The organism is Klebsiella sp. S69, from assembly GCF_016516145.1.
Classification (GTDB): domain Bacteria; phylum Pseudomonadota; class Gammaproteobacteria; order Enterobacterales; family Enterobacteriaceae; genus Klebsiella; species Klebsiella oxytoca.
Genome location: NZ_JACVUU010000016.1, coordinates 76416 through 99747, shown reverse-complemented (window position 1 = coordinate 99747; position 23332 = coordinate 76416). Strand labels below are relative to the sequence as shown.

Here is a 23332-nt window from a genome sequence, read left to right as displayed (position 1 = left end):
CTTGCTGGTAGAGATAAAAAAAGGACCGCCGAAGCGGTCCTTGTTCGTTCCCAACCTGCGTGCAGCATTACATCAGCGGCGTCGCCAGCTGTACGATGTTGATGAGCGGTTGCGGCCACACGCCGAGCACCAGCACCAGCAGCGCGGAGATCAGCACGACGATACCGCCGGCGCTGTACTGCCAGTTAGACGGCGCATCGCGATTCAGTTTCTCCGGCGCGCTGAGGTAGAGGCTCACCGCCACGCGCAGATAGTAGTAGAGGCCAATCGCCGAACCCACGACCACCGCCCCGACCAGCCACCACAGGTGCGCATGCACACCCACCGCCAGCACGTAGAACTTACCGATAAAGCCCAGCGTCATCGGGATACCGGCAAGAGACAGCATCATCACCGTCATCACCGCCGACAGAATAGGTCGGTGCCAGAACAGGCCGCGATAGGAGTAGAGCGAATCCGCATCCGGTCCGCGATACGGGCTGGACATCAGGCTCACCACGCCGAAAGCGCCGAGGCTGCTGAACAGATATCCGGCCAGATAGACGCCCACCGCTTCCATCGACATCTCACCGCTCTGCAGGGCAATCAGCGCCACCAGCAGATAGCCAAGATGGGAAATAGAAGAGTAGCCGAGCAGACGTTTGATGTTGGTCTGGCTCAGGGCCATCAGGTTACCAAAGATAATCGATGCAAAGGCGATCAGACCCAGAACCACCCGCACTGCTTCGCTGTCGCCCACCGGCATGTAAAGGAACAGACGCATGACCACGCCGAAGATAGCAATCTTGCTGGCGGTGGCCAGAAAGGTCGATACCGGGGCAGGCGCGCCCTGGTAGACGTCCGGCGTCCACAGATGGAACGGCACCAGCGACAGCTTAAAGCCAAGACCGACAATCATCAGGCCGAGACCGGCCAGCAGCAGCGGCTCATGCAGCATGCCATCCGTCAGGCTCTTACCGAGCGCCAGGAAGGAGAGGTTACCGGAATTGGCATACACCAGCGCCATACCGAACAGCAGGAACGAAGAGGCAACGGCGGACAGGATCGTATATTTGATACTGGCCTCCAGCGAACGTTTCTGGCGGAAAGCGTAGCCGACCAGGCCAAACAGCGGCAACGAAATCAGTTCAATGCCGAGGAACAGCGCCGCAAGATGGTTCGCGCCCGCCAGCAGAATGCCGCCCAGCGCGGCAATCAGCACCAGCAGATAGAACTCTTCTTTATTGTCCTTGTAACCCTCAAGCCACGGGTAGGCAAAGGTGCAGGTTGCCAGGCTGGCCAGCAGCACCAGGCCGGTATAGAGCATGGCGTAGCCGTCAACGCGAATCAGCGGCGTGACGTCCATCGCCCCGTTCTGGCCTACGAACCAGAGTGAGATCAGCGCGGCGTTAAGGCCGAGAACCGACAGCGTGGCATTAAGGAAATGATTGCGTCGCCACGCAATGGAGAGCATCACAACTACCACCGTCAAGCCGACGATCAGCAACGGTAGCAGTGCGATCAGTTGTTGTGGAGTTATTGTCATGGCGAATTACGGCCTTGTAGTAGAAACAGAATTAACAAACCACTGCTGAATGTTGCTCATCGCAGAGTGCGAGGTGTCCAGAATCGGCTGCGGGAAGAAGCCCAGCAGCACCAGCAGAACAACCAGCAGCAGGATGATCGACAGTTCACGCAGGGACATTCCCGGCAGCGCTTTGGCGGCGATTTCGCTTTTTGCTTTACCGAAGTACGCGCGATGCAGCATCGACAGCGAGTACACGGAAGCGAACACCAGACCAAAGGTAGAAATAACGGTAATCACCGGCACGGTCTTATAGCTACCGAACAGAATCATAAATTCGCCGACGAAGTTACCGGTGCCCGGCATCCCGAGGGTCGCTACCGCAAAGAACATCGACAGCGCCGGCAGCCACTTAATTTTGCTCCACAGACCGCCCATCTGGCGCATATCGCGCGTATGCAGACGCTCGTAAAGCTGACCACAAAGGATAAACAGACCGGCTGCTGACAGACCATGAGCGATCATCTGAATCACCGCCCCCTGGTAAGCCAGCTGGCTGCCGGTGTAGATAGCAATCAGCACGAAGCCCATATGGGAGACGGAGGTGTAAGCGATCAGACGCTTAATATCGTACTGGCTGAAGGCCATCCACGCGCCGTAGAAAATACCGATGACGCCAAGCCACATCGCGATCGGCGCAAATTCGGCGGAAGCGTTCGGGAACAGCGGCAGCGCAAAGCGCAGCAGGCCGTAGGCCGCGGTTTTCAACAGGATCCCCGCGAGATCAACGGAACCCGCGGTCGGCGCCTGAGAGTGCGCATCCGGCAGCCAGCCGTGCAGCGGAACCACCGGCATTTTTACCGCGAAAGCGATAAAGAAGCCCAGCATCAGCAGGTATTCCACGCCGTGCGACATCGGCGTCTTCAGCAGCTCTTCATAGTTGAAGGTCCATACGCCGGTAGCGTTGAAGTGCACAAACGCCAGCGCCAGGATGGATATCAGCATCACCAGACCGCTCGCCTGGGTATAAATGAAGAACTTGGTTGCCGCCGTGATACGCGTTTTACCGTCGGAAGCCTTATGGCCCCACAGCGCGATCAGGAAGTACATCGGCACCAGCATCATTTCCCAGAAGAAGAAGAACAGGAACAGGTCGATAGCCAGGAATACGCCGATCACGCCGCCGAGGATCCACATCAGGTTAAGATGGAAAAAACCCTGATATTTCTCGATTTCGCGCCATGAACAGAGCACCGCCAGCACGCCGAGCAGCCCGGTCAGCACCACCATCAGCAGCGACAGACCGTCGATAGCCAGATGAATGCTAATCCCGAATCGCGGGATCCACGGCATCACGAATTCCGACTGCCACTGCGGAATACCGGTAGATTGCGTGAGAGAATAGCCGCCCTGCATCCACAACTGCAGGCCAAGCAGAAACGTCAATCCCATAGTGATCAGCGCGATCCAGCGCGGCACCTTTACGCCAAAGCGTTCAGTCTGCCAGCACAGGAAGCCGCCGATGAAGGGAATTAATATTAGCCAGGGTAATAACATGGCGATCTTTATTCCTTGTTAAAGTCCCGTTCAGGACCGATTTTCAACGAATTCTCACAGAAAATTCACTTCGGATTGCGGGTGTTATTGCCCGGCAGCGCTATGCTTGCCGGGCCTACTGCTTGTAAGTCGGGTTAACCGACAACGCCCACAATCCTCAAACTCAGCGCAATACCATCAGTAACGCCAGCACCACGACAGCGCCAATGCCCATTGAAGCCACATACCAGCGCAGATAGCCGTTCTCGCTTACCACCAGGCCTTTACCTGCGAAGCGGGAAAGGATCGCCGGAATGTTCATCAGCGCATTCAGCGGATCGCTCTTCAGCAGCCACGCCACGCCGAGGAACGGCTTGACGAACACTTTGTCGTACAGCCAGTCAAAGCCCCAGGCGTTGTACCACCAGGTCCCGAGCAGACGACCCGGCGCGCTGTTGGCAATCGATGTGACCAATGTGCGTTTACCCAGCCACAGCCAGGCGGCAATCAGAATACCGGCGATGGCAATCACTCCGGAGGCAATCTCCAGGGTCATGACGCGTCCATGCTCAAGCTCGGTGGTCTGCGGCAGTACGCCATCCAGCGGCGGCACAATCAGCGCGCCAACGAAGGTTGAGAGCACCAGCAACACAATCAGCGGCAGATGATGGGTAATCCCCTTCCCTGCGTGAGCATGAATTTGTTCTTTGCCGTGGAACACGATGAAAATCATACGGAAGGTGTACAGGGAGGTCATAAATGCCCCGACCAGACCGGCCACCATCAGATTCAGATGGCCGTTCGCCATCGCGCCCGCCAGGATCTCATCCTTACTGAAGAAGCCTGCCGTCACCAGCGGCAGTGCGGACAGCGCCGCGCCACCCACCAGGAAGCAGACGTACACCAGCGGAATAGACTTACGCAGGCCGCCCATCTTGAAGATATTCTGTTCGTGGTGGCAGGCGAGGATCACCGAACCGGACGACAGGAACAGCAGCGCTTTGAAGAACGCATGGGTCATCAGGTGGAAAATCGCCGCATCCCACGCCTGCACGCCGAGCGCGAGGAACATGTAGCCAATCTGGCTCATGGTGGAATATGCGAGTACGCGTTTGATATCGGTCTGCACCAGCGCGGCGAAGCCTGCCAGCACCAGCGTTACCGCTCCGACGATCCCGACGAGATGCAGAATTTCCGGGGTCATCAGGAACAGGCCATGCGTGCGCGCAATCAGGTAGACGCCGGCGGTCACCATGGTGGCGGCGTGGATCAGCGCGGAGACCGGCGTTGGACCAGCCATCGCGTCCGCAAGCCAGGTCTGCAACGGCAGCTGCGCAGATTTACCCACCGCGCCGCCCAGCAGCATCAGGGTTGCCCACATCAGCATGTTATTACCGGCGGCAAAGTGCGCAGGCGCCAGCTCAACCATTTCGCGGAAGTTCAGGGTGCCCAGTTCGTTGTAGAGAATGAACAGCGCGAACGCCAGGAACACGTCGCCGACGCGGGTCACTACGAACGCTTTCATTGCCGCCGCGCCGTTCTTCGGATCGGTGTAGTAGAAACCGATCAGCAGATAGGAGCAGAGGCCCACGCCTTCCCAGCCGAGGTACATCAGCAGCAGGTTATCAGCGAGCACCAGAACCACCATGCTGGCGATAAACAGGTTGGTATAAGCGAAGAAGCGGGAGTAGCCCTCTTCACCGCGCATATACCAGGAGGCGAACATGTGGATCAGGAAACCGACGCCGGTGACCACGGACAGCATGGTCAGAGAGAGACCGTCCAGCACCAGGTTGAAGCCAACATTGAAGTCGCCCACCGACATCCAGGTCCACAGCGGAACGCTGACCGCCTGTTTGCCGTTGGCAAAGAAGTCGACGCCAACAAACGCCGTCGCCAGCGCCGCCAGACCGACCGAACCCACCCCCACGGTGGCGGATAAATTCTCCGACCAGCGTCCGCGAGAGAAGGCCAGCAAAACAAAGCCAATCAATGGCAAAAGAATGGTTAGGGTAAGCATGTTCATCCGCGCAACTCACTTACTGAATCGATGTTCAGGTTCTGGCGACGACGATGGAGCTGCAGCAGCAGCGCCAGGCCGATACTCGCTTCCGCGGCGGCGAGGGTGATGGCGAGGATATACATTATCTGGCCATCGGTCTGGCCCCAGTAGCTTCCTGCAACCACGAAAGCCAGCGCCGCGGCATTGATCATGATCTCCAGGCTAATCAGCATAAACAGCAGATTGCGGCGGATAACCAGCCCCGTCAGGCCGAGGACAAACAGGACAGAGGCGAGGATCAGTCCATGTGTTAAGGGGATCATGCGTGTTCCTCCGTTTTTCTTTTATCGCTGTCGTTCGGGCGGTTGCTCAGCACTTCCCCGGCGCGCTCTTCGCGGCCGATATGGAAGGCAACAACCAGGCCCGCGAGCAGCAGCATGGAGGCCAGCTCCACCGCCAGAACGTACGGACCAAACAGCGCAATACCGACCTCTTTGGCGTTAATCGCCGCACCGTCAATTCCCTGATCGTTAATACCGAGGATGGCGTAAACGATAACCACCAGCAGTACCGCAGAGAGGATGGCGGGGCCAATCCAGATCCCGGGTTTCAGCCACTGGCGCTCCTGCTCGATTTCGCTGCCGCCCAGATTGAGCATCATCACCACGAACACGAACAGCACCATAATGGCCCCGGCGTAGACGATAATTTCCAGCGCACCGGCAAAGTAAGCACCTAGCGAGAAGAACACCCCGGCGATCGCCAACAGCGAAATGATCAGGTACAGCAGCGCATGCACCGGATTGGTGTGGGTGATCACCCGCAGAGTAGCGAGGATGGCTATCAGGCCACAGATATAAAAAGCGAATTCCATTGCCCTCTCCTTACGGTAACAGGCTCTTGACGTCGATAGGCTTAGCTTCGTTCTCTGCTTCGCCCTTATCTTTGCCGTCGATTGCCATACCCGCCATCCGGTAGAAGTTATATTCCGGGTATTTACCCGGACCGGAAATCAGCAGATCCTCTTTTTCGTACACCAGATCCTGACGTTTGTATTCGCCCAGCTCAAAGTCCGGGGTCAACTGAATCGCCGTCGTCGGGCATGCTTCTTCGCACAGACCGCAGAAAATGCAGCGTGAGAAGTTGATGCGGAAAAACTCCGGATACCAGCGGCCGTCTTTAGTTTCGGCTTTTTGCAGAGAGATACAGCCTACCGGACAAGCTACCGCACACAGGTTACAGGCAACGCAGCGCTCCTCGCCGTCCGGATCGCGCGTCAGCACGATGCGGCCACGGTAGCGCGGCGGCAGATATACCGGCTCTTCCGGGTACATCCGAGTTTCACGTTTGGCAAAGGCGTGCATCCCGATCATGCAGATACTGCGGACCTGGGTGCCAAACCCTACCAATAATTCTTTTAAGGTCATGGTCAATTCACCCCTTATTGCGCCTGCCAGAGAATGACAGCCGCCGTTACCAACAAGTTGATCAGCGTTAACGGCAGGCATACCTTCCAGCCAAAGGACATTACCTGGTCATAGCGCGGACGCGGTAATGATGCGCGGATCAAAATGAACATCATCATAAAGAACGCGGTTTTCAGCGCGAACCAGATGAAAGGAGGTAACCATGGGCCATTCCAGCCGCCGAAGAACAGCGTCACGATCAGCGCCGATACGGTAACAATCCCGATATATTCACCGACGAAGAACAGACCGAACTTCATGCCGGAGTATTCGATGTGGTAACCGTCAGCCAGCTCCTGTTCCGCTTCCGGTTGGTCAAACGGGTGACGGTGACATACCGCCACGCCCGCAATCGCAAAGGTCACGAAACCAAAGAACTGCGGGATGACGTTCCACAGATGCGCCTGGTTATTGACGATATCGGTCATGTTGAATGAACCGGCCTGCGCCACTACGCCCATCAGGGAAAGGCCGAGGAACACTTCGTAGCTCAGGGTCTGGGCAGAAGCACGCATCGCGCCAAGCAGCGAGTATTTGTTGTTGCTCGACCAGCCGGCGAACAGCACCGCATAGACCGCCAGGCCCGCCATCATCAGGAAGAACAGGATACCGATGTTCAGATCGGCCACCACCCACGTCGGGCTGACCGGCACGATGGCGAAGGCCAGCAGCAGCGAAGTAAAGGCGATCACCGGCGCCAGAGTAAAGATCACGCGATCCGAGAAGCGCGGAACCCAGTCCTCTTTAAAGAACATTTTGATCATGTCGGCGACAAGCTGCAGCGAACCGCCCCAGCCCACGCGGTTAGGTCCGTAACGGTTCTGGAACAGGCCCAGCAGACGACGTTCGCCAAAGCTCATAAACGCGCCGCAGGTGACCACCACCAGTAGAATCACTACCGCCTTAAGGATGCCTAACAGAATGTCGATGAGATCGGGAGTTAACCAACTCATGCTTTCGCCTCCTGCAGAGTATCAATACGCGCTCCGGTCAGCACCGGCGCAATCCCTGGCAAGCCCATCGGTAAGCCAACCTGCCCTGCCGTCAGCCCCGCCGAGATTACCAGCGGCAGGCTAAGCGCCTGGCCATCAACGCTGAAGGAAACCATCGCCCCTTCGTTCACGCCAAGCTTCGCGGCATCTGCCGGGTTGAGCTTAACGTACGGCTGCGGCATGCGGCTCTGGAATACCGGAGCACGCTGCGACAGCTCGTCGCTGCCGAACAGATGGTAGTAAGGCGCGATACGCCATTTCCCTTCTTCAGCCTGGAAGCTTGCCGGTACCGCGGTAAAGTACTCAAGACCGCTGGCGGAGGCTTCAATCAGACGCACGCCCGGATCGCCGTGGCGCAGTTTACCGCCCACTTCATCCTGGAACTTGTTCCACGCCTGAGGGGAGTTCCAGCCCGGAGCCCAGGCAAACGGAATTTGCGAACGCGGCGCGGACGGCTGGTTGTTCCCTTCCATAGAGAAGGCGAACATGGTGTCTTTATCCTGCGGCTGACGTGGTTCATGCACGCTGATGTTGGCGCGCATCGCCGTACGTCCGCTGTAGCGGTGCGGTTCACGAGCCAGCTTCTGACCGCGAATGCGGAAGGTCGCATCCGGCGCGGCGTCTTTGATCCCGGCCAGCTGCGGCAGGGCGGCAATGGCGGCGTCAATCACGTGGTCCAGCTGCGTCCAGTCAACCTGACGATTGTTCACTGTGCTGTGCAACGAGTGCAGCCAGCGCCAGCTTTCCAGCATCACGGTTTTCGCATCGTAATAGGCCGGGTCGTAAACCTGGAAGAAGCGCTGGGCGCGACCTTCGTTGTTGACCACGGTGCCATCGCTTTCCGCAAAGCTTGCCGCGGAGAGCACCAGATGCGCTTTTTCCATAATCGCCGTACGCTGATGGTCAACCACCAGCACCAGCGGCGCTTTCGCCAGCGCCGCATCTACGCGGGCGGCTGAAGCGTGGCGGTGCAGATCGTTTTCCAGCACGATAACCGCATCGGCTGCGCCGGTTTCCAGTTCACTCAGCGCCTCTTCAAGCGAGCCGCCGCCGATCATCCCGAGACCAACGCTATTCACTGCCCGGGCGACCATGGTCACGCCAACATCGGCGCCGCGGCCTTTGAGGGCTTTCGCCACGTTCGCTGCAGCCTGAATCACCTCGATGCTGCCGGCGTTAGTTCCGGAAACAATCAGCGGTTTTTTCGCTCCGGCTAACGCCTGAACGATCACCTCGATTTTGCCTTTCAGCTCGCTGCTCAGACCTTCGACCGCCGGCGCGCTATCGTCCAGCGCGTGGGCAATGGCGAAGCCAAGACGCGCCTGATCTTCCACCGGCGCGCGATAGGTCCATGCCGCAATGTCATCAAGACGGGTGTCGTCGATGTTGGTCACGAACAGCGGATGCTTCGCACGCTGGCCGATGTTAAGGATCGCGGCGATCTGCCAGTCGGCGACCTTCTGCGCCGCCGCCATTTCGCGCGCTTTGCCTTTCACCGCCTGACGCACCGCCAGCGCGATACGCGCGCCGGTCTGGGTAATATCTTCACCGAGGATCAGCACCGCATCGTAAGATTCGATCTCACGCAGCGCCGGGGTATGAATACCGCCTTCGCGCAGCACTTTCAGCATCATCTGCAGGCGTTCCTGTTCGCCCTTCGCGATGCCGGTATAGAAGTTGTCGGCGCCGACCAGCTCACGCAGCGCAAAGTTGCTTTCAATGCTGGCGCGCGGGGAGCCGATACCAATCACTTTCTTCGACTGGCGCAGAATATCTGCCGCCCCCTGCATCGCCTGCTCGGCGTTAAGGGTAATCAGATCGTCGCCGCGACGCTGAACCGGCTGACGCGGGCGATCTTTCAGATTCACATAGCCGTAGCCAAAACGTCCGCGGTCGCAGAGGAAGTAACGGTTAACGGTACCGTTATAGCGGTTTTCGATACGACGCAGTTCGCCGTAGCGCTCGCCGGGGCTGATGTTACAGCCGATGGAACACTGCTGGCAGATGCTTGGTGCAAACTGCATATCCCATTTACGGTTATAGCGCTCGGAGTGTGTTTTATCGGTAAAGACGCCGGTCGGACAGACTTCAACCAGGTTGCCGGAGAATTCGCTCTCCAGCACGCCGTCTTCCGGGCGACCGAAGTAGACGTTATCGTGAGCGCCATAGACGCCCAGGTCGGTACCGTCGGCATAGTCTTTATAGTAGCGAACGCAGCGGTAGCAGGCGATGCAGCGGTTCATTTCGTGGGAGATGAACGGCCCCAGATCCTGGTTACGGTGGGTACGCTTGGTAAAGCGGTAGCGACGGAAGCTATGACCGGTCATCACGGTCATATCCTGTAAGTGACAGTTGCCGCCCTCTTCGCACACCGGACAGTCGTGCGGGTGGTTGGTCATCAGCCACTCAACTACGCTTTCGCGAAACTGCTTCGCTTCTGCGTCGTCGATAGAAATAAAAGTGCCGTCGGATGCCGGAGTCATACAGGACATCACCAGGCGGCCACGCGTGTCTTCCGCGTTCTGATATTGCTTCACCGCACACTGGCGGCAAGCACCAACGCTTCCCAGCGCCGGATGCCAGCAAAAGTAAGGAATATCAAGACCCAGAGAGAGACAAGCTTCTAACAGGTTGTCCGCTCCGTTGACCTCGTACTCTTTGCCGTCTACATGAATCGTAGCCATTAGCGTGCTTCCAAAGTAAAAAAATCTTTTCCACTTCTTCATTCAGGCGGCCTCTGCGTTGGCTGCCTTCGTTCACCCCGGTCACTTACTGTAGTAAGTCCTGGGGGTTCACTCAGTTGCCGCCTTGATGCAACCTGAATGATCTTGTGGATACATTACCAGCGCGTCTTAAGCAGGTTCGGCTGAATCCCGTTGATTGCATGGGTATTGCTGAACTGCTGTTTAATGCCAGCTTCGAATTCTTCGCGGAAATATTTAATCGCGCTCTGTAGCGGCTCAACCGCACCCGGCGCGTGCGCGCAGAAGGTTTTACCCGGTCCGAGGAATCGACACAGTTGCTCAAGCGTCTCGATATCCCCCGGCTGCCCTTCGCCGCGCTCGAGAGCGCGCAGAATTTTCACGCTCCACGGCAGACCGTCCCGGCAAGGCGTGCACCAGCCGCAGGACTCGCGGGCGAAAAACTCTTCGAGGTTGCGCACCAGCGATACCATGTTGATCTCGTGGTCAACGGCCATCGCCAGCGATGTCCCCAGGCGGCTTCCCGCTTTACCGATGCTTTCGAACTCCATCGGCAGGTCAAGATGCGCTTCAGTCAGGAAGTCGGTACCCGCGCCGCCCGGCTGCCAGGCCTTGAACTTCAGGCCATCGCGCATGCCGCCGGCGTAATCTTCGAGGATCTCGCGCGCGGTGGTGCCGAACGGCAGCTCCCAGACGCCCGGATTTTTCACCCGCCCGGAGAAGCCCATCAGCTTGGTGCCAGCATCTTTACTGGTGGAAATGTTCTGATACCACTCAACGCCGTTAGCCAGAATCGCCGGCACGTTGCACAGGGTTTCAACGTTGTTAACGCAGGTCGGTTTGCCCCATACGCCGGAGCTGGCCGGGAACGGCGGCTTAGAGCGCGGGTTCGCGCGGCGGCCTTCGAGAGAGTTAATCAACGCGGTTTCTTCACCGCAAATATAGCGCCCTGCCCCGGTATGGACGAACAGCTCGAAGTCAAAACCGGTGCCGAGTATGTTTTTACCGAGCAGGCCCGCTTCGGTCGCTTCGGCAATCGCCCGGCGCAGATGCTGAGCCGCTTCAACATATTCTCCGCGCAGGAAGATGTAGCCGCGGTAAGCTTTCAGCGCAAAAGCGGAGATCAGCATACCCTCCACCAGTAGGTGCGGCAGCTGCTCCATCAGCAGGCGGTCTTTATAGGTACCCGGCTCCATTTCATCGGCGTTACACAGCAGATAACGGATGTTCATGGATTCGTCTTTCGGCATCAGGCTCCACTTCAAACCGGTGGAAAAGCCCGCGCCGCCGCGCCCTTTCAGGCCAGCGTCTTTTACCGCCGTGACGATTTCATCCGGCGCCATCCCGGAGAGCGCTTTACGCGCCCCGGCGTAGCCATTTTTGCTCTGGTATTCATCCAGCCAGACCGGCTGCTTGTCGTCGCGCAGCCGCCAGGTCAGCGGATGGGTTTCGGCAGTACGAATAATGGTTTTCATTTATACCGCTCCAGGAGGTCAGGAATCGCTTCCGGCGTCAGATAACTGTGAGTGTCCTCATCAATCATCATCGTCGGCCCCTTGTCGCAGTTGCCCAGACAGCAGGTCGGCAGCAGAGTGAAGCGGCCATCAAAGGTCGTTTGACCCGGTTTGATATCCAGCTTCTTCTCGATCGCCGACTGAATGCCCTGGAACCCGGTAATATGGCACACCACGCTATCGCAGTAGCGAATCACGTGACGCCCTACCGGCTGGCGGAAAATCTGGCTATAGAACGTCGCCACGCCTTCTACGTCGCTGGCCGGGATCCCCAGCACATCGGCGATAGCGTAGATTGCGCCGTCCGGCACCCAGCCGCGCTGCTTCTGAACGATCTTCAGCGCTTCAATGGACGCCGCACGCGGGTCTTCGTAGTGGTGCTTCTCGTGCTCAATCGCCTCACGCTCTGCCGCACTCAGCTCAAAAGCCTCGGTTTGTGGTTGTTGATTCTCGTGCATAATTAGCGGTCCACGTCTGACATAACAAAATCGATACTACCCAGATAGACAATCAGGTCAGAGACCAGACTGCCGCGAATGGCGGCCGGGATCTGCTGCAGGTGCGCGAAGCTCGGCGTACGCACGCGGGTACGGTAGCTCATGGTGCTGCCGTCGCTGGTCAGGTAGTAACTGTTAATCCCCTTCGTCGCTTCAATCATCTGGAAGGATTCCTGCGCCGGCATCACCGGGCCCCAGGAAACCTGCAGGAAGTGCGTAATCAGGGTTTCGATATGCTGCAGCGTGCGCTCTTTCGGCGGCGGCGTCGTGAGCGGGTGATCCGCCTTGAACGGGCCTTCCGGCATGTTATCGAGGCACTGCTGAAGAATGCGCAGGCTCTGGCGCAGCTCTTCCACTTTCAGCATCACGCGGGTATAGCAGTCGGAGACGCCACCGCCGGTCGGGATCTCAAAGTCGAAGTTTTCATAGCCAGAATAGGGACGCCATTTACGTACGTCGAAGCCGATGCCGGTGGCGCGCAGGCCCGCGCCGGTGGTGCCCCACTCCAGCGCTTCTTTCGCATTATAGGCGGCAACCCCTTTCGAACGACCGATCAGGATAGTGTTGCGTAGCGCGGCTTTCTCATAGGAATCCAGACGCTTCGGCATCCACTCGAGGAATTCGCGCAGCAGGCGATCCCAGCCGCGAGGCAGGTCGTGCGCGACGCCGCCGATGCGGAACCAGGCCGGATGCATACGGAAACCGGTAATCGCCTCCACCAGATCGTAGATCTTCTGGCGGTCGGTAAAGGCAAAGAATACCGGCGTCATCGCCCCGACGTCCTGGATAAAGGTGGAGATGTACAGCAGATGGCTGTTGATGCGGAACAGCTCGGAGAGCATCACGCGGATCACGTTGACGCGGTCCGGCACGGTAATACCCGCCAGTTTCTCTACCGCCAGTACGTACGGCATTTCGTTAACGCAGCCGCCAAGATATTCAATACGGTCGGTATAAGGAATGTAGCTATGCCAGGACTGGCGTTCGCCCATCTTCTCCGCGCCGCGGTGGTGGTAACCGATATCGGGTACGCAGTCGATAATCTCTTCGCCATCGAGCTGCAGAATAATACGGAACGCACCGTGCGCTGAAGGGTGGTTCGGGCCGAGGTTAAGGAACATGAAGTCCTCGTTTTCGGTCCCGCGCTTCATGCCCCACTCTTCCGGTTTGAAGGTCAGCGCTTCCATTTCCAGATCCTGTTTGGCTTTGGTCAGCTCAAACGGGTCAAATTCGGTGGCGCGCGCCGGATAGTCTTTACGCAGCGGATGGCCTTCCCATGTCGGCGGCATCATGATGCGCCTGAGGTTCGGGTGGCCGTCGAAGGTCACGCCAAACATCTCCCAGGTTTCACGCTCATACCAGTTAGCGTTAGGGAATAGTTTGGTGAAGGTCGGCAGATGCAGATCGTTTTCAGACAAGGCAACCTTGAGCATGATGTCGCGGTTGCGGTCTATTGAAATCAGGTGATAGAAAACGGAAAAATCCGCGGCGGGTAAACCGTCGCGGTGCGTGCGCAGACGTTCGTCCATGCCGTGCAGGTCGAACAGCATCACGTAAGGCTTCGGCAATTTCTTCAGGAAATCACCCACCTCAAGCAGCTGTTCGCGCTTAACCCAAACCACCGGAACGCCGGTGCGGGTAGGCTGAACGGTAAAGGCATCCGGCCCAAAACGGTTGCGCAGTTCGCCGATCACCGGGTCATCAAGGTGATCGCGGGTTTGCCAGGCTGGTGCGGCGTCATGCGCGGTTAAATCGGTCATATTGTTCACCATTGCAAAAGGTCCGTGGTGACTGCTGGCGAGGCTTCGCGCTGTAGTAGATTGATTTGCGAAGTTTTTATCCCGCCCGCAGGCGCAAGTTAAATCTCGTCCGGAGTCCGCAGATTGGTCACTGCAATACGCTCGCCGCGTTTACGCTCGCGTTCCGACTGCATATTGGCGCGGTACACGCCCTGATCGCCTACCACCCACGAGAGCGGACGGCGTTCTTTACCAATGGATTCCTGCAGCAGCATCAGCGCCTGCATGTAAGCTTCCGGACGCGGTGGACAGCCCGGGATGTAAACATCGACCGGAATAAACTTATCCACGCCCTGGACGACGGAGTAAATATCGTACATTCCGCCGGAGTTGGCGCATGCGCCCATCGAGATAACCCACTTCGGCTCCAGCATCTGGTCATAAAGACGCTGAATGACCGGCGCCATTTTGGTGAAGCAGGTACCCGCAACCACCATCAGGTCAGCCTGACGCGGGGAGGCACGTAATACTTCCGCACCAAAGCGCGCAACGTCATGCACCGCGGTGAATGACGTCACCATTTCCACGTAGCAGCAAGAAAGGCCGAAGTTATAAGGCCAGATTGAGTTCTTACGGCCCCAGTTCACCATGTCATGCAAGGCGTGTTCGAGTTTCCCCATATACACGCTTTTATTGACTTCTTGCTCCAGGGGGTCGGTTACGATCTCCTGTTTTTGCAGGGGGTAACGGTCGTTCTCACCGTTAGGATCGATGCGGGTGAGCGTATAATCCATCTTATTGCCTCGCTTTTACTGCGTATGACGGTTAGTGGGACTGTCTGTTTCCGGGTTAACCAGCGTGCGACGGGAGCGCGCAGGCGTCCAGTCCAGTGCGCCGATACGAACGAGGTAAACCAGACCAGCCAGTAGCACTAAAATGAAAATTGCGGCTTCCACAAAGCCGACCCAGCCGCTTTCACGGATAGAGGCCGACCATGCGTAGAGATACAGGGCTTCCACGTCGAAAATCACGAAGAACATGGCTACCAGATAAAACTTCGCAGAAAGACGTAAGCGAGCCGAACCGACGGAGTCGATCCCGGATTCAAACGGCGTGTTCTTGCTACGCGCGCGCGCGCGTCCGCCAAGATACCAGCCGCCGACGAGCATCAGGCAGCACAGGCCGATAGCGATGATGAGAAATATAGCGAATGCCCAATGATGAGCGATGACTTCAGTGGATGTTGACATACGCATTGCTTAACCAAAAAAGTGTAGCGCTAAAACCCTCTGCTCTTACTGGCAGATGAACGCCACAGCGTTTCACGGGGAGGAATAAAAAAAATGCCGTGCAAAAAAGCGTCCCTGGGTGATGTGGAAGGCCAGTTGCGGTGGCTTTTTACTCCTTTCATTAACCTTTTGTCAACTTTAACAAAAGTTTTCACAACATTAATTTACATTGGATTTTTTTCATTAACATTAAATGCCCTTTCATGCGGAATAACCTTGCATACTGTTCGGCTTTAGTGTTGTTGAATCGTGTCCGTTTCCGCCGTAAATCAAAATTACCCGTCTATTTTGACAGGATTCAGACACGATTCCTCCCCCTAAGGAGGGGTATTTTCTTGATCTGCGACACGCTTTTGTTAATTCAACCAAGAAAACAGCAACAAACCAGATGGTTTTTTAACATTAGCAGGAAGTATTGAAAGTGCAGAGAAAAGTGGAGAAATGAGAGGAAGAGCAGAACTAAGCCACTGATTTACATGCAAAGAAATCAACAAAACATTTAATTCATCAATAAAATTTGAAAAAAACGAACCACAGTGGCGATTTTGCAGGTCTGTGGTTCGTTTTTGCACTTACATTTTGTTACCAGTTTTTGTGATGTTTGTTAGCTTTTTCCCTTCAGGAAACAAGGGAATTATCTCCCCCTTCAGGGGTATAAATACGCTGGCTAGACCATGGCTGGTACTCCGTGCTCAACGACTGGAAAATCGCCTGAGTGAGCTCGCTTGCCTTCTGAGGGTTACAGTTCAACATGTAGTGGGTATCCGGCAGCACCGGTAACCCGTCGCTTCTGCCCGGCACGCGAAACTCCGGGCTCATCATCTCTACCGGCTGCGCGGTTACGCCAAGTCCGGCTTTCACCGCCGCTTTGACCCCAGCCATTGATGACGCCGTATGGGACAGATGCCAGGGAACCCGGGCAACATCGAGTACCGTAGTGATATCTTCGCGAAACGGATCTGCGGCATCCAGCAATACAAGCGGGACCGACTCGCCCTGCGGGAGAACGTAATCCGCCGCGCAGTACCACAGGGTTGGCGAAGTGCGCAGCGTCAGCATTTCCGAACCCTTCGTTGGTCGGGTAGTTAGCGCGAGATCGATCGCCCCATTGTTCAGCATATCTACTATATCGGGATGATTGAGGACTTTAATTTCAAGGGTCAACTTGGGATAAAAACTGCCGATCCGATTTAATAAGAACGGTAAAATGGTATCCGCTGTCTCATCAGAAGCACCCACTGTCAGCGTCCCCTGGAGGCTGCCGAACATGAGCGACATACAGGCTTCATCGTTAAAACGCAGAATCTTCCGCGCATAGCCTAACAGCTGAATACCCTGTTCTGTCAGGAGTTTATTGCGCCCGTGGCGAGCAAAAAGTTCTTTGCCGACCAACTGCTCCAGCCGCTGCATCTGCTGGCTTACCGCTGACTGAGTCCGGCACACCGCAACGGCGGCAGCGGCAAATGTACTGAGATCGGCGACGGCAACAAAGGTTCTCAAGAGGTCGAGGTCTAAATTTAGTATCGAACGATTTTCATTTATCATATTTGCTTCACTTTCAGGCGGCTAATGCTTACCTGCCTTGTTGATGCTGTGCTCCAGGCTTCCGGCTAATCCTTCAGCTTCGCGTTATCCGCCAGGAGAGAGGCGAATGAACAACTGGACGAACGTTATTGCATTAGAAAGCACTCATCCGCAGCAAATGTGCGGAATTTCTGAGTAATATTTTGTTCGTAGGCCTAAGCGCTTTTAATTACGACGCGCTGGCTTTTTGTGATGTGACGCAAAAAAACAGCCAGCGATGGCCATCTTCGGCATCCTCACGGGCGACAAACTTGCCATAGCCCTCAGGAAGATAACAAAAACCTGCAATAACAATGTATTAATAAAAAGACTAGCTACCGGGTATAGCTCTACGTCCGTATTAACGGCGATATTCTAACCGAAAACCACAATATTTATAAGAGTTAATCAGTATTAACTCAGCTAATTTTAAACGCTTTTCAGAACCTTAATTAAATTAACAAATCTAAGAATATTCCTTATGTAAAATAAAGCTCATTTATCGATTAAATACTTTCATTAAAAATAGCGCGTCAAGTTGTTACAACCTGCTGTGTATTGTGAAATAAACGTTCTCATTTAAGAGACGCTTTATTGCGCAAAAAATAATCCGCTCATCCTCCAGGCAGAAAAAACCATATAAACGTTCGCAAAAACATGACATCACACAATATAAGACCAATTATAAAACCAGAGAAGGCATAATGTATAAACAAAATCGCCTGACGCCAGGGAAATTGATTAAACCAAAAAAACATGAATAGCAAAATCTTCTCCTGTTAACCCTTCAAAACAGCGGGGATGCGGAGTACATTGTTCCGTGCTGACTTCCACGGCAGGGAGTGGCGATAACAGCTAAAAGGTCAAGGTTCATGTCCCCCATCGAAAAATCCAGCAAGTTAGATAACGTCTGTTACGACATCCGCGGCCCGGTTCTGAAAGAGGCGAAACGCCTTGAAGAAGAAGGCAATAAAGTCCTGAAGCTGAACATCGGCAACCCAGCGCCGTTCGGCTTTGACGCTCCTGACGAAATCCTCGTTGACGTCATCCGCAATCTCCCCACATCCCAGGGCTATAGCGATTCAAAAGGTCTTTATTCCGCGCGTAAGGCCATCATGCAGCACTATCAGGCCCGCGGTATGCGCGATGTGACGGTCGAAGACATCTATATCGGTAACGGCGTTTCCGAGCTTATCGTCCAGGCCATGCAGGCCCTGCTGAACAGCGGTGATGAAATGCTGGTTCCGGCGCCGGATTATCCGCTCTGGACCGCCGCAGTCGCGCTTTCCAGCGGTAAAGCGGTGCATTATCTTTGCGATGAATCGTCCGACTGGTTCCCGGATCTCGACGATATTCGCGCCAAAATCACCCCGCGCACCCGCGGCATTGTGATTATCAACCCGAATAACCCAACCGGGGCGGTATACTCAAAAGAGCTGCTGATGGAGATCGTAGAGATCGCCCGGCAGAATAACCTGATTATTTTCGCCGACGAGATCTACGATAAGATCCTCTACGATGATGCGCAGCACCATTCGATAGCCCCACTGGCCCCGGATCTGCTCACCGTAACCTTTAACGGTCTGTCAAAAACCTACCGCGTCGCCGGCTTCCGCCAGGGCTGGATGGTGCTTAACGGCCCGAAGAAACACGCTAAAGGCTACATCGAAGGCCTGGAGATGCTGGCTTCCATGCGCCTGTGCGCCAACGTTCCGGCCCAGCATGCAATTCAAACGGCCCTCGGCGGTTATCAGAGCATCAGCGAGTTTATCGTTCCCGGCGGCCGTTTATATGAACAGCGTAATCGCGCCTGGGAGCTGATTAACGAAATCCCCGGCGTCTCGTGCACTAAGCCGAAAGGCGCGCTGTATATGTTCCCGAAAATCGACGCTAAACGCTTTAATATTCACGATGACCAAAAAATGGTGCTCGATTTTCTGCTGCAGGAGAAAGTCCTGCTGGTTCAGGGAACCGCCTTTAACTGGCCGTGGCCGGATCACGTACGTATTGTGACCCTCCCGCGCGAAGACGATCTTGAAATGGCGATTACCCGCTTCGGACGCTTCCTTTCCGGCTACCATCAGCTCTGATTTAGCCTGTCCAGCCGCCGGTATTTGCATCCGGCGGCGATCCCTGCGCACAATGGCACCCGACGTCGTAACTGATTAAGGGTTCCTATGAGTCAGAGTCATTTCTTTGCCCACCTCTCCCGCCTGAAACTGATCAACCGCTGGCCGCTGATGCGCAATGTCCGCACAGAAAACGTCTCCGAACACAGCTTACAGGTCGCCATGGTTGCCCATGCGCTGGCGGCGATTAAAAATCGCAAATTTGGCGGCCAGGTTAACGCTGAGCGAATCGCGCTGCTGGCGATGTATCATGATGCTTCGGAAGTGCTGACCGGCGATCTGCCGACGCCGGTGAAGTATTTCAATTCGCAAATTGCGCAAGAGTACAAAGCCATCGAGAAAATCGCCCAGCAGAAGCTGGTCGATATGGTTCCTGACGAGCTGCGCGACATTTTTGCGCCACTCATTGACGAACATCACTATAGCGAAGAGGAAAAATCCATTGTCAAACAGGCCGATGCGCTTTGCGCCTACCTGAAGTGTCTGGAAGAGCTATCGGCGGGTAACAATGAATTTCTGCTGGCCAAGGGCCGCCTGGAGAAAACGCTGGAATCGCGCCGCAGTCCAGAGATGGACTACTTTATGCGGGTATTTGTACCGAGCTTCCATCTTTCCCTTGATGAAATTAGCCAGGATTCGCCTTTATAAATCACTTCCCGGCCGGCGCGCGCCTGACCGGGAATTTTTACAGCGCTATCAAAACGGGAACAGTACCGGGATTAGCAGTACGCACACCACCATCACCATGATGGTAAACGGTACGCCAATTTTGACGAAATCGCTAAATGAGTACTTACCTGGCCCCAGCACCAGCGTGTTCACCGGTGAGGATACCGGCGTCATAAACGCCGCAGAAGCCGCCATAGCCACGACCATCGCAAAGGGATATGGCGATACGCCCATCGACTTCGCCGCAGCCAGCGCAATCGGCGCCATCAGCACCGCGGTAGCGGTATTGGAAATAAACAGGCCGATAGCCGCGCACATCACGAACAGGCAGCCCAGCATCAGATAGGGCCCTTTACTCCCCGCCACGTCCATCAGGCCTTTCACAACCAGATCCACCCCGCCGGTTTTCTGCAGCGCCAGGGCAAAAGGCATCATTCCGACGATCAAAATAATGCTCGGCCAGTGGATGGCTTTATAGGCGCTTTCCGCGTTGATGCAGCGGAATTTACCCATCAGCAGGCAGGCAATGATGGCCGCTATAGGGTTAGGTATTTCGTCAGTCAGCATCAGCGCCACCATCAGCACCAGACAGAAAATGGCGTGCGGCGCCTGGCTGTGCGCCGGCGAGGCGTCATTGACCTCAATGGGCATATTCAGCACCACGAAGTCCCGCCCCCGCTTGGCCAGCAGGGCTATCTGCCGCCAGTTGCCAACCACAAGCATGATATCGCCAAGCTGCAGGGGTTCATCGGTGACTGCGCCGTCAATGGCTTTGCCATCGCGCTTCAGGCCCACGATGTTCAAATCAAAACGGGTACGAAAAGCGATTTCGCGCACCGACTTGCCAATCAGTTCTGAATCCGGGATCAGAGAGACTTCCGCCATCCCTACGTCCAGCGCCTGATCGGAAAAATATTCACCGCGCAGCACCATCGGCTCAAGCATCTGCTCGCCGCAAAACTGGCGTAAATCAACGTCCGAAGCCGACATATCGATCAGCAAAACGTCACGGGCGCGGAATTCTGATACCCCATTAACGTTCACGATAACCCGTCGAAAGCGCCGCCAGCGCTCAACGCCGATGACGTTCGCCCCATAGCGCTCGCGTAGTTTCAGGTCGTCCAGGCGCTGGCCAATCATCGGCGAGCCGGGGCGAATAGCCAGGCGACGCGCCCTGCCGGTCAGATGATAATCTTTGATGAGATCGCGAAAGGTGCTGCGTTTACGCCCATCTCTGACCTGTTCGCTTTCATCTCCCTTAAGCATAAAGCGCATCACCAGCATATAGAAAACGCCCAGAACCAGCACCACCAGGCCTATCGGCGTGACGCTAAAAAAGCTGAATCCTTGCAGCCCTTCGCGTAATAGTTCGCTGTTGACGACCAGGTTGGGCGGCGTGGCGACAAGCGTCATCATCCCGCTGATAAGCCCGGCAAAACTGAGCGGCATCATTAACCGCGAAGGCGAGGTGTTCATGCGCATTGATACGCTGAGCACCACCGGAATAAAAATGGCCACCACGCCCGTCGAGCTCATAAAAGCGCCCAGCCCGGCAACGGTCAGCATCAAAAAAACCAGCATTTTGGTTTCGCTGTTACCGGCAACCTTCACCAGCCAGGAACCCATTTTAGTGGCAACCCCGGTACGCACCAGCCCATCGCCAATAATGAAAAGCGCGGCAATAAGGATAACGTTGGGATCGCTAAAACCGGAGAAGGCCTCGCTGAGCGTCAAGGTATCGCTGAGGACAAACGCGACAATCACCAGCAAAGCAATAGCGTCCATGCGCACTTTTCCGGTGGCAAAGAGCACGACGGCTACGGCAAGAAGAGATAACACCCAAATCAATTCACCGTTCACAACTTATCCTTGTCAGAAGATGGAGTTGGAAGTTTGGCATAAAAAAGCCCCGCCAACGCGGGGCTAAATCATGAGATTAGTTTTTAAGGCTAACATTCACCTTGCCGTCAGGCAGACGCTCAACCTGCAGGCTTTCCAGCGTCGTTAATACTAAATCCGCTTCATCAAGACGCGGTGCATCGGCGGGCACGTTGACCGCGATGGTCCGACAGCCGGCATTCAGGCCGGAAAGCAGACCGGCAGGGGCATCCTCCACGACGGCGCAATCCGCCGGGGCCAGGCCCAACAGTTCGGCCCCCAGCAGATAGGCATCCGGAGCGGGTTTCCCGTGCTTTACGCGCTCGGCAGTGACGAACACCTCAGCTTCAGGCAGACCTGCGGCACGGTGACGAGCGTGGGCCACGGGTATCGAACCCGACGTCACAATCGCCCAGGGGATCCCGGCTTCATCCAGGGTTTTGAGCAACGCAACCGCACCCGGCAGCGCCGTAACGCCATCGGTATCCGTCGCTTCTACCGTTTCCAGCAGGGTGAATTCAGCCTGAATCTCTTCTTCGCTGCGGCCGGGGAGAAAGTGACGCAACGAGGTGATTGCCTGCTTGCCATGAATGAAGTTCAGCACCTCATCATGAGGGATACTGAATCGATCCGCCCATTTGCACCACGAACGCTCCACCACCGGCAACGAATCGACTAATGTCCCGTCAAGATCAAACAGGAAACCTTTACACTGCACGGGGACCTCCATCAGGCGTTGATAATTTGATTAATTTCGTTACTGCTCAGATGATACTGACGCGGGCAGGCGTGCCAGGTACTCAGCATACGCTGGTATTTTTCCCACATCGGGGTCTGGGAGTTAAAGCCGTGAGTCCCGGCGTCAAAGTGGCTGTAGCGTCCCTCAACGTTGACCATAAAGCGAACGTAGCCGAGATAGCGAGCTTCGGTGGCAACGTCAAAACCGAGGAATGTGACCCGACGCTCGTCGATTCCGCTGGCGTCCTTCAGGTTGGTCCAGGAGACATGCAGCGCATGATACATCTCCATGATATCAATGATGGTACGACACGTTTCCTCGGTAAGCTGGCCAAACTCGCGGTCCAGCTCGCGCATCTGCAGCCCGTATCCACGCTCAATGATGGTCTGTAGACGGCGATAGCGTTCGGCGTTGTCCGGGTCGAGCATCGTCATCATCTTGTACTGATTCGACAGAATCAGACGTTGCGCATTGGTCATTTCCATTTTTGACTCCTGTTGCACTTTTTACGGCGTGAAAAAAGAAGGCGCATGAATTATGCGCCTTCTTTTATATGCGTTTTCCTGATGCAATTACAAATCATCCAGGAAAGTTTTATCCAGTTGTTTGAAGGCGCGCTTAAGCGTGTCAGCTAAAGCCTGATAATCAGGCTTACCGTCGACCGGCGTTAATGCTTGTCCGGCCTCCTGCAATTTACCGCGCACTTCATAAAACCAGTTTAAAATCGACGGCGGCAGCGGCGTCACCGAGCGCTTGCCCAACCACCATAATCCCTGCATCGGCAGGCTCAGCGCAAACAGCGCGGTAGCCACGGCCGGGCCAAGCTGGCCGCCAAGGGCGATTTGCCAGCACAGCGTGAAAATCGCTACGGGCGGCATGATACGAATCGCATAGCGCGTGGCGCGAATAATACGGTTTTCGATAAACACCGGGGCAAGGCGCTTATCCAGAGGCCAGGTCTTTGCATAATGCTGCCCGTGGCGAAACAAGCCGAAGAAACTTACAGGGCGATTCTCTGGACCAGACATGGCTTACCTCAACTTTACATATAAAACTTAAAAAATTTGTGCAAAACACCAACTGTGTATGACAACGTTCAAAAGATTTTGGCAA

Annotated in this window: 21 protein-coding genes; 2 read left to right on the top strand and 19 right to left on the bottom strand. The window is 55.7% G+C overall.

Annotation, left to right across the window (positions count from 1 at the left end):
* Positions 1 to 67 precede the first annotated feature (67 nt).
* From nuoN to IAE27_RS16530, 15 genes are all read right to left on the bottom strand, one after another.
* Positions 68 to 1525 (bottom strand): NADH-quinone oxidoreductase subunit NuoN, encoded by a 1458-nt coding sequence (gene nuoN / locus IAE27_RS16600; protein WP_004104058.1) that lies wholly within the window; start codon positions 1523 to 1525, stop codon positions 68 to 70.
* 6 nt (positions 1526 to 1531) lie between these two features.
* Positions 1532 to 3061: an NADH-quinone oxidoreductase subunit M gene (gene nuoM, locus IAE27_RS16595; protein ID WP_004114239.1), complete on the bottom strand. Its 1530-nt coding sequence runs from the start codon at positions 3059 to 3061 to the stop codon at positions 1532 to 1534.
* Positions 3062 to 3224: 163 nt separating this feature from the next.
* Positions 3225 to 5066 (bottom strand): NADH-quinone oxidoreductase subunit L, encoded by a 1842-nt coding sequence (gene nuoL, locus IAE27_RS16590; protein WP_004104060.1) that lies wholly within the window; start codon positions 5064 to 5066, stop codon positions 3225 to 3227.
* Positions 5063 to 5365 carry an NADH-quinone oxidoreductase subunit NuoK gene (nuoK, locus tag IAE27_RS16585; protein ID WP_004104062.1) on the bottom strand — a complete coding sequence of 101 codons (303 nt, stop codon included), beginning with the start codon at positions 5363 to 5365 and terminating at the stop codon, positions 5063 to 5065. The genes nuoL and nuoK overlap by 4 nt, the downstream gene beginning before the upstream one ends.
* Positions 5362 to 5916, bottom strand: a complete 555-nt coding sequence (gene nuoJ, locus IAE27_RS16580) for an NADH-quinone oxidoreductase subunit J (protein WP_004104064.1) — start codon at positions 5914 to 5916, stop codon at positions 5362 to 5364. The genes nuoK and nuoJ overlap by 4 nt, the downstream gene beginning before the upstream one ends.
* Before the next feature lie 10 nt (positions 5917 to 5926).
* The gene (gene nuoI / locus IAE27_RS16575) at positions 5927 to 6469 is read right to left on the bottom strand and encodes an NADH-quinone oxidoreductase subunit NuoI (RefSeq protein WP_004104066.1); all 543 of its coding nucleotides are present in this window, start codon (positions 6467 to 6469) and stop codon (positions 5927 to 5929) included.
* Positions 6470 to 6483: 14 nt separating this feature from the next.
* The gene (gene nuoH, locus IAE27_RS16570; protein WP_004104068.1) at positions 6484 to 7461 is read right to left on the bottom strand and encodes an NADH-quinone oxidoreductase subunit NuoH; all 978 of its coding nucleotides are present in this window, start codon (positions 7459 to 7461) and stop codon (positions 6484 to 6486) included.
* Positions 7458 to 10184: an NADH-quinone oxidoreductase subunit NuoG gene (gene nuoG / locus IAE27_RS16565; RefSeq protein WP_016808372.1), complete on the bottom strand. Its 2727-nt coding sequence runs from the start codon at positions 10182 to 10184 to the stop codon at positions 7458 to 7460. Before nuoG ends, nuoH begins: the two co-directional genes overlap by 4 nt.
* Positions 10185 to 10339: 155 nt before the next feature.
* Positions 10340 to 11677 (bottom strand): NADH-quinone oxidoreductase subunit NuoF, encoded by a 1338-nt coding sequence (gene nuoF, locus IAE27_RS16560; protein WP_004104072.1) that lies wholly within the window; start codon positions 11675 to 11677, stop codon positions 10340 to 10342.
* Complete coding sequence (gene nuoE, locus IAE27_RS16555) at positions 11674 to 12174, bottom strand: NADH-quinone oxidoreductase subunit NuoE (RefSeq protein ID WP_004104075.1); 501 nt, start codon at positions 12172 to 12174, stop codon at positions 11674 to 11676. The genes nuoF and nuoE overlap by 4 nt, the downstream gene beginning before the upstream one ends.
* A gap of 2 nt (positions 12175 to 12176) precedes the next feature.
* On the bottom strand, positions 12177 to 13985 hold the full coding sequence (gene nuoC / locus IAE27_RS16550; RefSeq protein WP_004104077.1) for an NADH-quinone oxidoreductase subunit C/D: 1809 nt from the start codon (positions 13983 to 13985) through the stop codon (positions 12177 to 12179).
* Positions 13986 to 14071: 86 nt separating this feature from the next.
* Entirely contained in the window at positions 14072 to 14746 is a 675-nt protein-coding gene (nuoB, locus tag IAE27_RS16545; RefSeq protein WP_002913178.1) for an NADH-quinone oxidoreductase subunit NuoB, read from the bottom strand.
* Between the two features lie 15 nt (positions 14747 to 14761).
* A complete protein-coding gene (gene nuoA / locus IAE27_RS16540) occupies positions 14762 to 15208 on the bottom strand; it encodes an NADH-quinone oxidoreductase subunit NuoA (protein ID WP_004104081.1) in 447 nt (148 codons plus the stop codon).
* Between the two features lie 389 nt (positions 15209 to 15597).
* Positions 15598 to 15813 carry a hypothetical protein gene (locus IAE27_RS16535; RefSeq protein WP_101836956.1) on the bottom strand — a complete coding sequence of 72 codons (216 nt, stop codon included), beginning with the start codon at positions 15811 to 15813 and terminating at the stop codon, positions 15598 to 15600.
* A 46-nt stretch (positions 15814 to 15859) separates the two neighbouring features.
* Positions 15860 to 16786: a LysR family transcriptional regulator gene (locus IAE27_RS16530; protein WP_004104083.1), complete on the bottom strand. Its 927-nt coding sequence runs from the start codon at positions 16784 to 16786 to the stop codon at positions 15860 to 15862.
* An 890-nt stretch (positions 16787 to 17676) separates the two neighbouring features.
* Here IAE27_RS16530 and alaA point away from each other — a divergent pair.
* Together alaA and yfbR are read left to right on the top strand one after the other, a co-directional pair.
* A complete protein-coding gene (alaA, locus tag IAE27_RS16525; RefSeq protein WP_004104085.1) occupies positions 17677 to 18894 on the top strand; it encodes an alanine transaminase AlaA in 1218 nt (405 codons plus the stop codon).
* A gap of 87 nt (positions 18895 to 18981) precedes the next feature.
* Positions 18982 to 19581 carry a 5'-deoxynucleotidase gene (gene yfbR / locus IAE27_RS16520; protein ID WP_004104086.1) on the top strand — a complete coding sequence of 200 codons (600 nt, stop codon included), beginning with the start codon at positions 18982 to 18984 and terminating at the stop codon, positions 19579 to 19581.
* A 48-nt stretch (positions 19582 to 19629) separates the two neighbouring features.
* On the opposite strand, the gene IAE27_RS16515 is transcribed toward yfbR, so the two are convergent.
* The 4 genes from IAE27_RS16515 to yfbV form a co-directional block, all read right to left on the bottom strand.
* The gene (locus IAE27_RS16515; protein ID WP_004104087.1) at positions 19630 to 21462 is read right to left on the bottom strand and encodes an SLC13 family permease; all 1833 of its coding nucleotides are present in this window, start codon (positions 21460 to 21462) and stop codon (positions 19630 to 19632) included.
* Between the two features lie 76 nt (positions 21463 to 21538).
* A complete protein-coding gene (locus tag IAE27_RS16510; RefSeq protein WP_016808374.1) occupies positions 21539 to 22198 on the bottom strand; it encodes a sugar phosphatase in 660 nt (219 codons plus the stop codon).
* A gap of 11 nt (positions 22199 to 22209) precedes the next feature.
* A complete protein-coding gene (locus tag IAE27_RS16505) occupies positions 22210 to 22704 on the bottom strand; it encodes a YfbU family protein (RefSeq protein ID WP_004104089.1) in 495 nt (164 codons plus the stop codon).
* A gap of 87 nt (positions 22705 to 22791) precedes the next feature.
* The gene (gene yfbV, locus IAE27_RS16500) at positions 22792 to 23247 is read right to left on the bottom strand and encodes a terminus macrodomain insulation protein YfbV (protein WP_004104090.1); all 456 of its coding nucleotides are present in this window, start codon (positions 23245 to 23247) and stop codon (positions 22792 to 22794) included.
* Between the last annotated feature and the right edge of the window lie 85 nt (positions 23248 to 23332).

Bases quoted from the DNA above. Each gene is read 5' to 3' on its own strand.
- yfbR (WP_004104086.1), top strand. From the start codon at position 18,982: ATGAGTCAGAGTCATTTCTTTGCCCACCTCTCCCGCCTGAAACTGATC.
- nuoB (WP_002913178.1), bottom strand. From the start codon at position 14,746: ATGGATTATACGCTCACCCGCATCGATCCTAACGGTGAGAACGACCGT.
- nuoA (WP_004104081.1), bottom strand. From the start codon at position 15,208: ATGCGTATGTCAACATCCACTGAAGTCATCGCTCATCATTGGGCATTC.
- yfbV (WP_004104090.1), bottom strand. From the start codon at position 23,247: ATGTCTGGTCCAGAGAATCGCCCTGTAAGTTTCTTCGGCTTGTTTCGC.
- nuoE (WP_004104075.1), bottom strand. From the start codon at position 12,174: ATGCACGAGAATCAACAACCACAAACCGAGGCTTTTGAGCTGAGTGCG.
- nuoM (WP_004114239.1), bottom strand. From the start codon at position 3,061: ATGTTATTACCCTGGCTAATATTAATTCCCTTCATCGGCGGCTTCCTG.
- nuoC (WP_004104077.1), bottom strand. From the start codon at position 13,985: ATGGTGAACAATATGACCGATTTAACCGCGCATGACGCCGCACCAGCC.
- nuoJ (WP_004104064.1), bottom strand. From the start codon at position 5,916: ATGGAATTCGCTTTTTATATCTGTGGCCTGATAGCCATCCTCGCTACT.
- IAE27_RS16530 (WP_004104083.1), bottom strand. From the start codon at position 16,786: ATGATAAATGAAAATCGTTCGATACTAAATTTAGACCTCGACCTCTTG.
- alaA (WP_004104085.1), top strand. From the start codon at position 17,677: ATGTCCCCCATCGAAAAATCCAGCAAGTTAGATAACGTCTGTTACGAC.
- nuoI (WP_004104066.1), bottom strand. From the start codon at position 6,469: ATGACCTTAAAAGAATTATTGGTAGGGTTTGGCACCCAGGTCCGCAGT.
- nuoH (WP_004104068.1), bottom strand. From the start codon at position 7,461: ATGAGTTGGTTAACTCCCGATCTCATCGACATTCTGTTAGGCATCCTT.
- nuoL (WP_004104060.1), bottom strand. From the start codon at position 5,066: ATGAACATGCTTACCCTAACCATTCTTTTGCCATTGATTGGCTTTGTT.
- nuoK (WP_004104062.1), bottom strand. From the start codon at position 5,365: ATGATCCCCTTAACACATGGACTGATCCTCGCCTCTGTCCTGTTTGTC.
- nuoF (WP_004104072.1), bottom strand. From the start codon at position 11,677: ATGAAAACCATTATTCGTACTGCCGAAACCCATCCGCTGACCTGGCGG.
- IAE27_RS16505 (WP_004104089.1), bottom strand. From the start codon at position 22,704: ATGGAAATGACCAATGCGCAACGTCTGATTCTGTCGAATCAGTACAAG.
- nuoN (WP_004104058.1), bottom strand. From the start codon at position 1,525: ATGACAATAACTCCACAACAACTGATCGCACTGCTACCGTTGCTGATC.
- nuoG (WP_016808372.1), bottom strand. From the start codon at position 10,184: ATGGCTACGATTCATGTAGACGGCAAAGAGTACGAGGTCAACGGAGCG.